Source organism: Mesorhizobium sp. P2_A8 (genome assembly GCF_056404935.1).
Genome location: NZ_JBFUDB010000012.1, coordinates 137,369 through 150,406 on the forward strand (window position 1 = coordinate 137,369; position 13,038 = coordinate 150,406).

The 13,038-nt window shown below is 59.3% G+C and carries 12 protein-coding genes; 6 read left to right on the forward strand and 6 right to left on the reverse strand.

Going from position 1 to position 13,038, the window contains the following annotated elements; all coding sequences use genetic code 11:
- Nucleotides 1-51 precede the first annotated feature (51 nt).
- Together panD and AC1D10_RS31785 are read left to right on the forward strand one after the other, a co-directional pair.
- Nucleotides 52-504, forward strand: a complete 453-nt coding sequence (gene panD, locus AC1D10_RS31780) for an aspartate 1-decarboxylase (protein ID WP_477278745.1) — start codon at nucleotides 52-54, stop codon at nucleotides 502-504.
- Between the two features lie 1,139 nt (nucleotides 505-1,643).
- Nucleotides 1,644-2,111: a Ros/MucR family transcriptional regulator gene (locus tag AC1D10_RS31785; RefSeq protein ID WP_477278746.1), complete on the forward strand. Its 468-nt coding sequence runs from the start codon at nucleotides 1,644-1,646 to the stop codon at nucleotides 2,109-2,111.
- 252 nt (nucleotides 2,112-2,363) lie between these two features.
- Here the strand turns inward: AC1D10_RS31785 and AC1D10_RS31790 are convergent, their stop codons facing one another.
- Nucleotides 2,364-2,576 (reverse strand): cold-shock protein, encoded by a 213-nt coding sequence (locus AC1D10_RS31790; RefSeq protein WP_477278747.1) that lies wholly within the window; start codon nucleotides 2,574-2,576, stop codon nucleotides 2,364-2,366.
- A 474-nt stretch (nucleotides 2,577-3,050) separates the two neighbouring features.
- On the opposite strand from AC1D10_RS31790, the gene AC1D10_RS31795 reads away from it, so the two are divergent.
- Nucleotides 3,051-4,526, forward strand: coding sequence for an NAD-dependent succinate-semialdehyde dehydrogenase (locus AC1D10_RS31795; protein ID WP_477278808.1), 1,476 nt, complete (start codon nucleotides 3,051-3,053; stop codon nucleotides 4,524-4,526).
- 300 nt (nucleotides 4,527-4,826) lie between these two features.
- Here the strand turns inward: AC1D10_RS31795 and AC1D10_RS31800 are convergent, their stop codons facing one another.
- From AC1D10_RS31800 to AC1D10_RS31815, 4 genes are all read right to left on the reverse strand, one after another.
- Nucleotides 4,827-5,075, reverse strand: coding sequence for a DUF982 domain-containing protein (locus tag AC1D10_RS31800; RefSeq protein ID WP_477278748.1), 249 nt, complete (start codon nucleotides 5,073-5,075; stop codon nucleotides 4,827-4,829).
- 211 nt (nucleotides 5,076-5,286) lie between these two features.
- Nucleotides 5,287-5,589 (reverse strand): DUF982 domain-containing protein, encoded by a 303-nt coding sequence (locus AC1D10_RS31805; protein ID WP_477278749.1) that lies wholly within the window; start codon nucleotides 5,587-5,589, stop codon nucleotides 5,287-5,289.
- Between the two features lie 404 nt (nucleotides 5,590-5,993).
- Nucleotides 5,994-7,952, reverse strand: a complete 1,959-nt coding sequence (locus tag AC1D10_RS31810; RefSeq protein ID WP_477278809.1) for a putative bifunctional diguanylate cyclase/phosphodiesterase — start codon at nucleotides 7,950-7,952, stop codon at nucleotides 5,994-5,996.
- A gap of 542 nt (nucleotides 7,953-8,494) precedes the next feature.
- Nucleotides 8,495-10,915 carry a bifunctional diguanylate cyclase/phosphodiesterase gene (locus AC1D10_RS31815; protein WP_477278750.1) on the reverse strand — a complete coding sequence of 807 codons (2,421 nt, stop codon included), beginning with the start codon at nucleotides 10,913-10,915 and terminating at the stop codon, nucleotides 8,495-8,497.
- A 194-nt stretch (nucleotides 10,916-11,109) separates the two neighbouring features.
- On the opposite strand from AC1D10_RS31815, the gene AC1D10_RS31820 reads away from it, so the two are divergent.
- The 3 genes from AC1D10_RS31820 to AC1D10_RS31830 all read left to right on the forward strand — a co-directional run bounded on the left by AC1D10_RS31820 (nucleotide 11,110) and on the right by AC1D10_RS31830 (nucleotide 12,259).
- A complete protein-coding gene (locus AC1D10_RS31820) occupies nucleotides 11,110-11,250 on the forward strand; it encodes a hypothetical protein (protein ID WP_477278751.1) in 141 nt (46 codons plus the stop codon).
- 295 nt (nucleotides 11,251-11,545) lie between these two features.
- Entirely contained in the window at nucleotides 11,546-11,797 is a 252-nt protein-coding gene (locus tag AC1D10_RS31825; RefSeq protein ID WP_477278752.1) for a hypothetical protein, read from the forward strand.
- Nucleotides 11,798-11,836: 39 nt separating this feature from the next.
- Nucleotides 11,837-12,259, forward strand: a complete 423-nt coding sequence (locus AC1D10_RS31830; RefSeq protein WP_477278753.1) for a hypothetical protein — start codon at nucleotides 11,837-11,839, stop codon at nucleotides 12,257-12,259.
- 90 nt (nucleotides 12,260-12,349) lie between these two features.
- Here AC1D10_RS31830 and AC1D10_RS31835 read toward each other — a convergent pair whose 3' ends face one another.
- Nucleotides 12,350-12,781 (reverse strand): DUF309 domain-containing protein, encoded by a 432-nt coding sequence (locus AC1D10_RS31835; protein ID WP_477278754.1) that lies wholly within the window; start codon nucleotides 12,779-12,781, stop codon nucleotides 12,350-12,352.
- Nucleotides 12,782-13,038: the final 257 nt, after the last annotated feature.

Consider the following 13,038-nt stretch of genomic DNA (forward strand, 5'->3'; position numbering starts at 1 on the left):
CCCAGATGACGGCGGGACAAGTCATCCCATGATGATAGGAAAGAAGAAAAAATGCGAAAACTAGTCGCCGGCAAGCTGCACGGCATCTACGTCACCGAAGCGAATCTCAACTACCACGGTTCGATAACGCTCGACCCCGACCACTGCGAAGAAGCAGGGATCCTACCCATGGAATTCGTGGAGATATGGAACAAGAATTCCGGGGCGCGGATTTCGACCTATGTCATTCTTGGCGAGCGCGGCTCGCGATGCTGTATCCTCAACGGAGCGGCGGCCCGCACCTGCCAGCCCGACGACCAGATCATTGGCTGCAGCTCCATCTATCTGGACGAAGCGCATATCACGTCGCTGAAGCCGCGGATTGTCACGTTCGACCAGGATAACAACATACTCGACCGCCTGAGCTACTCCGTCAATCTTGACGCAGATGGCCGTTACAGCTTCTCCATCCTTGACGAGACTGATCAGGCTTTGGCCATTCCTGCGCTGGTCTCCGGGGCGTAACACCCGCCGCAGAAGTAACATCAGTGTTCGTCAATAGGTGGCCTGCTGGCAAGGCCGAGCCTGGCGCGTTGGCCATCGGCGAAATTCTCAGCGGGCGACTGTGTCTTGAACCGATGAACTGTCAGTTTGCCGTCCTCCACAGTATGAACCACCCATCCCCCACCGCACCGCTTGACGCGCACGTCGTTTGGTTCGCCAGCCACCATTGCCGCCCCTCATTTTCGTCGCCCTGGACCGAGACTGGAAGTCGCTCCACGCACGGCGAAAAACACGGGACCTTACGTTACGTCAAGCACAGATTTTCTGATCGCTGATCGTTTGGAAATTTGACCACGACAGCAAATTCAGGACCCGAGCGTCCGGGTGCGCGGCATCCTGCATACAGATCGATTTAGATGCCCAAATTTTGCATGTTAATGCGCCTTTAATTATCCGCAGCTAATTTTACTGGGAACGCGTATTCTGTTCGAGTAGGTTTGCAGAAAACCCGCCGCTCTTGCCCCCAAGAGTGGCGGGTTTTTCGGTTGTGAACACTGGTGCGGTCGGTGCGTATGCTTTCACACCAAGCGCCGTGGCCGTCATCCCTGCCCCTTTCCATAATGTCGCGGTGCTGCTTTTCGGGGCGGCCGCTCGTCGAGGACGAAGCTGAACGCACCAGCCGCTTTTGCTGATGCCGGGCGCCGCCCCCCTCCCCGGAGCACGCGCCTTGGCGCCTGGGGTGCTCGGGGCAATCGGAGCGATCGTTTCCGGTCTCGACCAGATCGTTGCAGAGGAACAGGAGAACACCTGTCCTACCGGCGAGTTCGATCCTGCTGCTTCACAGGCGGCCAGCTCTGGTCGCGGAAGTAGGCATTGTCGAGCGTGCCGGGCCGGAATTTTTCAAATGATCGAGTCCGATCTTCAGCATAGAAAGAGACCGAGAACAGGTTTGGCAGCGTTGCAGCTCAGGATCATTCCCTCATGCTACATCCAGCATGGATGAGCCAACCGCGGTCGGATCAATGCGACGCAAGACACCCTTGACCGCAGTGCAGGACGAGCATCGCGACAGTCCTGCCGGGGCTTTATTGCTTTCAGCGGCAACCGCCACTATGTAGCGACACTTCGCCGACCGTCTTTCAAGCCATCCGGAGAGTTTCATGACAGAAGAAGCCGACAACAACATCGACGTCCTCATCGAGCTGACCGCCGATGTCGTCTCAGCCTATGTCTCGAACAATCCGGTCCCGGTCGGCGAACTCCCTGCCCTGATCGGCCAGGTGCACGCGGCACTCAAAGGCACGGCCGGCACCAGCGTTTCGGCGGAAGAACCGGTGGTTCTCAAGCCTGCCGTATCGATCAGGAAGTCGGTGACGCCGGACTACCTCATCTGCCTTGAGGACGGGAAAAAATTCAAATCGCTGAAGCGCCATCTGTCGACCCACTATGGGCTGACGCCGGACGACTATCGCGCCAAATGGGGTCTGCCGGCGGATTATCCGATGGTCGCGCCGAACTACGCCGCTACGCGCTCGGCATTGGCCAAAACGATGGGGCTCGGCCGCAAACCGGTAGAACCGGAAAAGCCGGCGCCGGCGAAGCGGACCCGCAAGAAGGTCGCAGCTTGATTTCAGCAATCGAGCTTTGTTCTGGGGGCGCTGCTGCCACTGGCATAGATTGCATCTGGTCCGGAATATGAAAGGCGGGGTCTATCCCGCCTTCCCTTTCAGGCCGCTTGGCTTCCCCAGGACTTCGACCGGAGCAGCCAGCCGCTCAAGCCCTCCGGTCGAGCCCTGTGCTCGCCCACTCTTATCACGCGGCGTCAGACCACCTGGACCTATCGCGTCCATCCGCCCTTGACGGGAGCCAGGGTAAAAAATTCAGCCGGCTTTGCTGAGGCTGCCAGCCGAGGACTTGCCGGTGCGGCGGTCCTGTTCGATCTCATAGTTGATCTTCTGGCCATCAGCGAGGGTCGAAAGTCCCGCCCGTTCAACGGCGGAAATGTGGACAAAAACATCCTGACCGCCATTGTCGGGCTGGATAAATCCAAATCCCTTGGTGCTGTTGAACCATTTTACCGATCCTGTCGCCATACGCGGTTTCCTTTGTAACAATTGTGGGCAGGCCCTCAGGCCAGTCGCGATTCATAACCGAAACTTCTGCGTCAGGCCCAGCAAAAACGAGAAATTTGCAAGCCTCGGTTTTACCGGCCGCCGCAACCCCTCATGTATCGTCCAGAACCCCGATGGGGCTTCACGTTACGACACGCCTTACGACCCCGATGCGATACCCGAGACGGACGGGGCGATAAGGCAAACGCTGCGAGCCAAGGCGACGAGAAGTCGTTCGTTTTGAGCAAGTGGGGGCTGCGGCCGCCGCCGCCGCTGGCGGACGGTTTGGGCCTCGCCGGCATCGTCGGACGCTGGCCGTAAGCCTTCCCCGCAACGGGTTCACCCGGCGCAAGGGACGCACGACTTTTCGTGAGCGGTGGTCCTATGCAAAAGCCACACGTGCGCAGTAGATGTCCACCCGGCCGGACAGGCCAAGAGCCTTTTGGGGAATCGACATTGCCGCTGCTCCCGCCTTTGATCCGCCACCTCAAATCTCCTGACCTGTTTGGCAGCCTTGACCGCCTGCCGGCGCTTGGCAAACCAGTCAGTGAACGGACATTTGAGGTCCTTAACCCATCAACGGGCGAAGTGCTGGCGGAGCTTCCCGACATGGGTGTCGAGGAGACGCGCGCCGCGATCGACAAAGCCTATAAAGCGCAGCCTGGATGGGCGGCATTGACGGCGCGTGAGCGCAGCGACGTTCTGTGGCGCTGGCATCAGCTCATCATCGACCACGCCGATGACCTTGCCGCGATATTGACCGCTGAAATGGGTAAGCCCCTTGCCGAGGCCAAATCGGAAGTGTCGCATGCGGCGGCCTACCTGCAATGGTACGCCGAAGAGGCCAACCGCATTTATGGCGAGACCATCTCCGCGCCATCGACGGACCGTCGCCTGCTGGTGATCAAGCAGCCGATCGGCGTCGTCGGCACGATTACGCCATGGAATTTCCCGGCTTCCATGGTGGCGCGCAAGATCTCTCCGGCCTTGGCGGCGGGCTGCACGATCGTGCTCAAGCCTGCTGAACAGACGCCGCTCGTTGCCGGTGCAATGTTCGCCCTTGCGCATCAGGCTGGCTTTCCCGAAGGCGTGGTCAACCTGGTCTACGCTTCTGAAGGCGATGCCGTCGGACGAGAACTCTGCACAAACCCCACGGTCCGCAAGATCAGCTTCACCGGCTCGACCGAGGTTGGCCGGCTGCTCATGCGCCAGTGCTCGGACCAGATCAAGAAGGTCAGCCTCGAACTCGGCGGCAATGCGCCTTTCATCGTGTTCGACGATGCTGACGTCGATGCGGCGGTCGACGGGGCGATCCAGGCCAAGTTCCGCAACGCCGGCCAGACCTGCGTTTCCGCGAACCGGCTTTACGTCCAATCGGGCGTTCACGATGAATTTGTCGACAAGTTCGTCGAGCGGGTTCGCCAGCTTCAGGTTGGTGACGGTTTCGATCCAGGTGTGGCCATCGGCCCGCTGATCGACGGGCATGCGCTCACCAAGATCGAATCGCATATCGCCGATGCCGTCGCAAAAGGCGGTACAATTCGCTGTGGAGGCAAACGCATTGGCAAGGACAGCACATTCTTTCAACCGACGGTCCTCACTGAAGTCTCCAGCGAGATGACGATTGCGCAGGAGGAGACGTTCGGACCGCTGGCCCCAACCATTCGCTTCGACGATGCGGATCAGGTCGTGCACGAGGCAAATGACACGATCTACGGCTTGGCCGCCTACTTCTATGCCTCGAACCTGCAGCGTGTCTGGCGTGTGGCCGAGGCCTTGGAATATGGCATGGTGGGAATCAACACCGGACGCATGTCATCGGAAGCCGCACCCTTCGGCGGCATGAAGCAATCCGGCATCGGAAGGGAGGGTTCGCGCCACGGGATCGAGGACTATCTGGAAATGAAATACCTCTGCATGGGTGGCATCTGAAGCATCCGCTTGCGAATTCGCGGAGCCGCCGGCGCAAGCGATCCTCGAACATGTGAAGCAAAAGTCGCACCTCGATGGGCGGCGGCTCCGGTCCGCAGAAACCGTCGCATTCGTCACCTTGAGGTGAGCTTCGCGCCGACGCCGCCGTTGTACCGCAGTCAGGCTAGGTGGTCGCCACGATGTGAGCGCGGCCCTGCAAAGCCTGGGAATACCGAACCTGGACAAGCGTTCACATCATCGTTTCAGGCCAACGGCTGTCCCGGCGATGGCCAGTCAGCAGTTCCTGAGCATCCCAGCTTTCTAATCGCTGCGCAGGATCTTTGCTTCAAGCGCAGCTGCCACGAAAGCTCTTCGAGCAGCCGCTGGATAAGCCTCACCGCGCAATACCTGCAGACAGGCATCCATCGCGGCCTTCCGTTTCACGGTCTGACGTTGAAGATCACGCAGCAAGATAGCGGCCGCGTCATTGACCTCGAACACGATCCGCTCTGAGCTGTGATGGCTAACCTGAACAACGACTGGCCTCTCAAATCTGCTCAAGCCAGCCAATGTCAGCGCTCCTGTGAGGCAAATAGCCTCGATCGCATCTTTTTGCCCAGCCGAACGGTTCCGCTGCTCGCAGAACCTGGCCCCTCGCGATCAATGTGCGGTACCTGATTCATGGTGGGATCGCGCCGCTAATGTCGAGACCTGCTTTTGCTTTCGGCTATCCGTGAAATCTCGACGCAATGCTCACCACGGCGTGCCCCGTGCCAGATGCCTATACCTGCACTTTTCCACGGCCCGACTTGCAGGCAGCGAGCCATTGCATGGCGGAAATTGCATCTTCCAATATCGCTGCGCGTTTCGCAAAGCCGAAAAAGGCATTGCGCGCCGCGCTTACAGGTTTTCGTCCATCGTATGCATCATAGCATGCCCTGAGGGCGGCTTCGTGGATCAGGTTTCTGCGATCTTCTGGCCAGTCATTGAGGAAATCGATAGCGTCCGCAAGGCTGGCAATCTCCTGCACGATGTAGGTTGCACGCTTCACGAAAACTGGGCTGCTGAAAGCCTCAGGGTTCATTGGTTCCTCCCGACCTACTGAACGACTGGTCTGCGTGAACAGGCGCTTCATCGACACCCGCCGACACTCGCAGAATGTGTTGTCAGGGCAATGACGGTTCAAGAGGAAGGCAGCGGCGTGATGCCCTCCGGTAAGCCAGCAGGCCGATTCCATACATACTGTTGCAAGAGCGGCTCATCAGGTGGCAAAAAAATCTGCATCGTTCCGACCATTGCGTACGAAACGCTTGGTACATCTTCCAGCGTTGACCCCCCACGAGGAAGCGGCTCCGCACCCTCCGCTTCGCCACAGGGCTACTCCCAGGGTTGTATGGATTTGCTGCCTTCAGCCTACCTGAGCAAGGCGACGTGACCATCGAGATACGAGACAACCAGACCACGCTGCAAAAGTGCCGGTCCTGCTATTCAAATACCTGGCTCCAGACCCACCGGCTCCGCGGCAATGCCAGGAATTTCGCCTATCCGGATAGGTTTCCCGATTAAATAGCCTTGAGCTTCGTCACATCTGACGCAGCGCAGATAGTCGAGCTGTTCGGGAGTTTCTACGCCTTCGGCTGTTACCTCGATTCGAAGCTCATGCGCCAGCTCAACCAATGATCGTACAATCGCGGCGCAGTCCGCATCGGTGAGCATATCCTGGACAAAAGATCGGTCGATCTTGAGGCGCGAAAGAGGCAGTTTACGAAGATAGGTCAGTGATGAATAGCCGGTGCCAAAATCGTCAAGAGCAACTGTGACGGATAGAGAAACTAACGATTGTAAGAATGAAATCGTTTCTTCAAAATTCGAAATCAGCACAGTTTCTGTGATCTCGACCTCGAGTCTTCGGGGCTCCAAACCGGCTTCAGCCAAGGCCACCACAATTCCATCCAGCAAGGCCTTGTTCTTAAGCTGCATTACCGACAAGTTGACGGAGACCCGCAAGTCGCGCGGCCAGCGCGCCGCTGCCAAACAAGCCGTTTTGACGACCCAGTGTCCGATGGAGTGAATCAAACCCGTTTCTTCAGCGATGGGTATGAACTCCGTCGGAGGGATCTGGCCAAGGGTCGGATGCTGCCAGCGCAGAAGCGCTTCAAAACCTCGGATGCGATCGCTCCCGAGGTCGAGAAAGGGTTGAAAAGCGAGCCAAAGCTGGTCATTGGCCAGCGCAGATGACAGATCGCGTTCAAGGACATGGCGCCTTGCAGCAGCTTCATCGTCGCTTGCGCTGAAAAACTGGATGGAGCCCGCCCCCAGCGTCTTGGCCCTGTATAACGCGGTGTCGACGCACCGCAGGAGTTGGTTGGCATCCAAACCGTCAGCGGGGGCCAAAGCGATGCCGATAGAGGCCCTGCAATATAATTCGCGCCCTTCGATCAAGAACGGGGGGCGCATGGCCTCTATGATCTCTTTGGCCAAGGACCTGATCTGATCTGGCCTGATATCGCGCGTAGCGATTATTGCAAATTCGCCACCCTCCAATCTGGCAATGCCATCGCTCTCCCGCGTCGATCTCCGAAGTCTCGCAGCCACTTCGACCAAAAGGGCATCCGCCATGGCTCGGCCAAAGCGATCATTCACCTCGGCAAAATTGTTAAGATCGAACAAAAGCAACGCACAGTGCTGGTCAAACTGCTTTGCGTCCACCAACGCGTTCTCCAGCCGCTCGTTGAAGCTGAACCGGTTTGGCAACCTCGTTAGAACATCCCTGCGAATGGCATTTTCGCTTTCCGCTTGCAGAATGAAGCGTCGGGTAAATTCGAACGCGTGGGCAAGCACCGCGCGAAACAGCGTGATGGCGTAGCTCACTATCAGGATTGCGACGGGCAGATTGATGGCGCCTTCCACCCACGCGATCGCAAGCATCGAACCGACGAAAATCGGGAGCGTATACGCGACGGCCGCAATAGGAATCGTGGAAAAAGAAGCGGCACCGCCTGCGATCATCCCGGCGCTCAGGCAGGTAATGACGACCTGGGCGGCACTTGTTGCCCCACTGAAGAACAGAACGGGAAGTGCTCCCCACCATGTGCCGAACAGGAACGCGTTCCGCACCAGGTTTTGCGTTGTCCGGCGAGACACCGACCTTGGTTTGACTGACTGAAACGAAGATCTCGCTCTTAGGCCGACGAAACCAGCGGCGACGATGATGACACTCGCCCAGAGGATGGCTTTCGTTTGGTCCGGGGAGCCCCAAAGCGCCATAACAAGAGTGGCCGCATTGAGTATGTTCGCAGCCATGCCAAGAGGCGTGTTGCGAAGCACGATACTGACCTGCTCCGCCCTGATTCGGCCGGCAAGGGGTTCGATTGTCGAGGGCCCGCCAAAAACTCGCAGGTCTCCCGCCAGAAGATCACCAAACCTTGCGGCATACAGACGCTGCATCACTCTTTCGCTCCCCCCACGCTAGAGTAGTAGCTGCGTGTTGGTCCCCTAGCATCGAACACTTCGGAAAAAAGTAAATTTCAACCGCAAAAATTGGACAGCCCAGTTGGGAAACGGAGGGCTTCGGAAATTCGAAGATGGCGAAAACCGCGATGCTCCCTTAGCACATCGCCGACATAACCTGATCCTACATGTCTTCGCAATTGTCTGTTGGCGATCGCGCTGTCTTTTTCGATACCTGCTAGACTAAGCTGATTCAATGAGCCGGCTCATTCTCGAAAGGATCGAAATTCGGCGATGGTTTCGACCTCCCGAATCGCGCTCTGCAGGATAAGCATCAGCGGCACGGCGAACCGCTGCTCGAGGCGCTACGCCCGTTCGATGTAACGCGGGAAGGCGCAGCCGTCGATCGCGGCTGAGCGGGCAGAACCGAGTTTCCGAAATGCGCCACCATCTCAGCATATGAGCTGTTGATCTGTGGAACCCAGCATCATCTCCGAACGCTCGCGAGTCTCACCACGAACGTGCGACGCGCTTGCGCACTACGCCGCGCTGTTCTTGACCAGGCGCAGTTCGTGGATGCTCTGCCGTCGGGAAGCGGGCGTCCTGCCTTTGCCGCTCGTATGCTGGGCGAATTCGGAAATCGGGCAGGGTCGGCCAAGTAGGTAACCCTGGATCGCATCGCAGGCTTCTTGCCGCAAAAAGGCCAGCTCCGCGTCCGTTTCGACACCCTCTGCCAGGACCGGGAGCTTGAGGCCCCGAGCGAGGCCAAAGACCGCGCGCATGACGGCGGCCGCCTCATCGCTGGTATCCACCGCCCGGATAAGAGACTGATCGACTTTGATCTTGTCAAACGGGAATGCCCGCAGATTCGATAGCGACGAGTATCCCGTGCCAAAATCATCCATGGCGATTTGAACCCCAAGGCTTTTGAGCTGACGCAGGGCAGCGAGCGCCCGCCCGATATCCTTGATCAGGCAAGTTTCGGTAATTTCCAGCTCGAGGCGAAACGGATCGAGACCGGTTTCTTTCAGCACTGCCCCGACCAGCTCGGGCAAATTCCCGCCGTGGAGTTGCATGGCCGAAACGTTGACGCTGATTGCTAGCGGTTGTTGCCAGCTTGCCGCTTCGGCGCAGGCGGTCCGCAGCACCCATTCACCGATCTTCAGAATGGCGCCACACTCCTCCGCGACCGGGATGAACACCGCCGGCGGAACGGCGCCGCGTTCCGGATGATCCCACCGGAGCAGCGCTTCGAAACCAAAGACCTCGTTGGACAGGAGTTGCGCCTGCGGTTGATAGACGAGGCGGAGTTCCTTGCGCGAGATCGCGTGACGGATGTCGTGCTCGAATTGGCGGCGATCGCGCAGATGCTCACCCATGGCCGGCTCAAAAACGCAATAAAGGCCGCGCCCCTGCATCTTTGCCTCATAAAGCGCAGCGTCGGCATGGCTCAGAAGCGTCTCCCGATCGGGTGCATCGTTCGGGAATACAGCGATGCCTATGCTGGTGCCGATGGAGACGCCGGCGGGCAGGTTGGCGCCTGTGTCGTTGAATGCGTCCAGGATGGCTTCAGCAGTGCGCGTCGCATAGCCCGCGCTCGGCAGACCGGGAACAATTACCGCGAACTCGTCGCCGCCCAAGCGCGCAACCATCTGCCCTGGCTTAAGGACGCCCCTGATCTTGTCGGCCACACACTGCAGCACAGCGTCTCCGACGAGATGGCCGAAGAGGTCGTTGATCTCCTTGAAGCGGTCGAGATCGAGGAAGAGGACGGCAAGGCACCGCTCAGCGCTGCGATGCGTCGCAAACTCGGCCTCCAGCTTTTCGTTGAAGCTCGTGCGGTTTGGAAGCTTGGTCAAGGGATCGTGGTGGGCAAGGAAATGAATTTCCTCCTCCGCCCGCTTGCGCCCGCGGATATCGCGCACGGCAAGAACCTGGTGTTGCTTGCCGGCATAGAGCATGCTGTGCCGGATCAGCTCAACCGAGACAGTACTGCCGTCCGTCGCACGTAGCCCCACCTCAAGCGGCGTTTGCGCAGTGCCCGTGAACTCGCCTTGGGAAACCGTGGGAAAGAAGTGGGCGAGCGGCCGGCCGGCCGGCTGAGAGCCGTCGACGCAGGCAAGCGCGGCGAAACTGCGATTGGCTGCCACGATCTCGGTTTCGTTGCACACGATCAGCCCCTCGACGGCCGCGTCGGCCAGCTCCTGCATACGCGCTGCCTCGCCGGCGCGACGGAGATCGCGCACATCGAGGGCGAGGCCGATGATGGCCAAAAGGATGATGAGGATCGAAACGAGGGCCACGCCAGCCGCCATCCAGTCCGCGGGCAACGCCGTTGCGGAAATGACAATGCGCGGGTCTGGCATGATTGCAGCCGCGGCCATCGCCGTGAAATGGTGGCTGCAAATCGCTACCGTCAGCACGAGGGCGCCGAGCGCCTTCCATTTGACCGTGTTGGCGTGAAGGGCAACCGGCAATGAGGCCGCGCCGAACAGCCCACCAAGAATGATTGAGGCCGCGACGAGCGGCACGTCCCAGACGACGCGGCCCGCGATCTCGAATGCGGCCATGCCAGTGTAGTGCATCACCGCGATGCCGCCTCCCACGATCGCACCGCCGATCCAGCGTCCATGAGGAACGCGTGGCGAGATGCCGATCGTGAGACCCGTCCCGGTCAAGGCGATCGCGGCCAGCAACGACATGATCGTCAAGGCGATGTTGTAGCCGCTCGGTACGGCGGGCTGGAAGGCCAACATGGCTATGAAATGCGTCGCCCAGATGCCGAAGCCGGTGGCGACCGCGGCGACGGCCAGCCAGATCCGTCGCATTTCGCTTTCACTGCGCCCGACATGGTGGAGGAGATTCACGGCCGTGAAGGAGGCCAGGGCGCAGATGAAGGCCGCTAGCGCGACCAGACGCAGATCGTGCTGGGTCGCAATGCAAGTGTAGACTTTCAACATGCTCTTCCCCCAGGCAGGATGATCACCTGTCTGGGAAGAAATCTACGGCCAAAACTTGAATAAAGCGCTTAAGCGGAAAATCCACTTTGATTATCGTTACCGAAGGTTGTGAAGGAACTCCACAGGCTCGCTGCAAAATGGGCGGGCCGGTGGCACGCCGTATATGGGAACGCCTGATTGTAGGCTTGGCCCTCATGTTTGCCTCAGGCTACGGGCGTGAGGCGAACTCAGCGGAGGCCGTCGATGTCGAGCTGCGCTTGCGGTCGACGATGTCGCCGGCGGAGCTCGAGGTCCAGCGCAAGGCTACGCTGCCGCTCTACACTAACGACCGGTGATCCAGGAAATCGAGCAGGGTGCATCACCCCGCGCGTCTGGATCAACGACAATGGGCTGCGGAACAAGCCTGGGTCAGCGCCACTCTTGCGACGTCTCAACCCGGTGGAGGGAAGCCGATGCTATGTGCACCAGAGTGCGGCAGCTTTGGGATTGCCAGGCGCTTGCGTGCGGCAATCCGTGCCCGGCACCCATGCCATCCGGCACATTGACGTCCATCAGCAGCATGAATCAGTCGCAGGTGACCGATTCCAAAAATGCGTTGGACGGGCCCGATACACTCGGGAACATGGGAGTATGGACAAGGGTAGCGGCCATCTTCATTGCATTTTGAATATTTTGCGGCTTCGCGATGGGCCTAATAAAGGCGACTGCGTGGGCGATATGATCGTCGTGGCGATCGCGCTGAAAGCTGGACAAGAGATCGCGAGCGCTGGCCCGGGTGCCGGCGGCGAGCAGCTTTCGTCGTGGCTTGGACGGCGGCAAAGTCTCCGAAAACCTTTGGAGAATGCGTGGCGGCGGGTGGACGAAGGCGTGCGCTCCGCCTAGAGGACATCAGCAACGCCCCCAAAAATCCGCGAGATCACCATGAGGCAGCCACAGCGACCCTTTGTCGTCGAGATCAAACAGAAGCGTGCGCTGGTAAAGCGGCCACAGTCGATCTGGGGCGGCATCGACCTGGCTGCCATCGCGAACGACGTCGCGGAAGCAAAGACGGAAGATGCGATCGCTGAAGCGATCCCGCAGCCGATTTTCTCCGACGATGTTCGTTCTCAGCCCTTGCCAACTACCGGTGAAGCGGTATCCAACGCCCAGGGCGTGATCGTGCCCGACGAATCGTCTCCTAAGCCGCCAACGGTTGAGGAAGCGTCGATGCCAGAAGCATCGAACGCACAGCCTGGAGGCAGGCGAACCCGCAAGTTAAAGCGCTGGCAGAAAGATGTTCCTTTGCCGCGAGGTCAACGATGGAAGCGGCGCCTGCCTTGGGTTCTCCGCCAGATCCGGGCCTAGCGGTAGGTCGACCGCTCCCAATTGAATCTGCCCTTGTCAGACTGTTCATGCCAGTCCGGCAGCGCATCCAGATAACGAAGAGCCGCCCTGTCAGCCGCTCTCGGATTTGGGCGCGAGAATGAAATCAAAAACAGGCTCAGGCAGCTGGCCAGGTGTCGGATTTCGCAAAACAGTCGGAAAAGTTGTGGCCGTTTCGGCTCCGACAGCGAGGGCGGCGGGGATCATTCCGACCGCAGCCTCAAAGAGCCGGCTCGGCCGAAGTGCCACCCGGCGAAAGAGCGCTGCGGCCCTTGCCGCATGGCGCGCGGCAGCGACCCTCTTTCCCTCGCGGATCTTCACCCCGGCCGCTGCCAATAGGATCAATCCCTTGAAGAAAAGTCGATGCTGGGCGCTTTGTTTCGCAGCATGCCATAGAGGCTCCCAAGCCTCATGGGCTTCCCAGTAATAGCCGTGGTTGAAAAGGTCGATGCCCCATCGGAACACGTTTGAGCTGAGTGATTCCTCGACCGTAACAACGGTCACCGGGTCGCTTTGGTAACTGTGACCCAAGGGGTCGCGAACCGGATGCGGATATTTGCCAGGCAGGTACGCGTAGCCCGGGAAATTCCTTTCGGGCAGCAATCGAGGACGTGACATAGACCCCAGCAATCATGAATGCACGTCCGTGGCAATTCCAGATGAAGTAATCGCTTGCGCCAGAGTGCCAGCGGTAAAGAAATATCTTGCGCTGCCCCGATAAAATGCGCTCATGGTGCCATTCCTCCATGGGCACGTGCGCC

Coding starts and splice junctions, on each gene's coding strand:
- AC1D10_RS31790 (WP_477278747.1), bottom strand. CDS start 2,576: ATGGCGACAGGATCGGTAAAATGGTTCAACAGCACCAAGGGATTTGGA.
- AC1D10_RS31830 (WP_477278753.1), top strand. CDS start 11,837: ATGAGGCAGCCACAGCGACCCTTTGTCGTCGAGATCAAACAGAAGCGT.
- AC1D10_RS31825 (WP_477278752.1), top strand. CDS start 11,546: ATGGACAAGGGTAGCGGCCATCTTCATTGCATTTTGAATATTTTGCGG.
- AC1D10_RS31810 (WP_477278809.1), bottom strand. CDS start 7,952: ATGCAGCGTCTGTATGCCGCAAGGTTTGGTGATCTTCTGGCGGGAGAC.
- AC1D10_RS31785 (WP_477278746.1), top strand. CDS start 1,644: ATGACAGAAGAAGCCGACAACAACATCGACGTCCTCATCGAGCTGACC.
- AC1D10_RS31805 (WP_477278749.1), bottom strand. CDS start 5,589: ATGAACCCTGAGGCTTTCAGCAGCCCAGTTTTCGTGAAGCGTGCAACC.
- panD (WP_477278745.1), top strand. CDS start 52: ATGCGAAAACTAGTCGCCGGCAAGCTGCACGGCATCTACGTCACCGAA.
- AC1D10_RS31815 (WP_477278750.1), bottom strand. CDS start 10,915: ATGTTGAAAGTCTACACTTGCATTGCGACCCAGCACGATCTGCGTCTG.
- AC1D10_RS31820 (WP_477278751.1), top strand. CDS start 11,110: ATGTTTGCCTCAGGCTACGGGCGTGAGGCGAACTCAGCGGAGGCCGTC.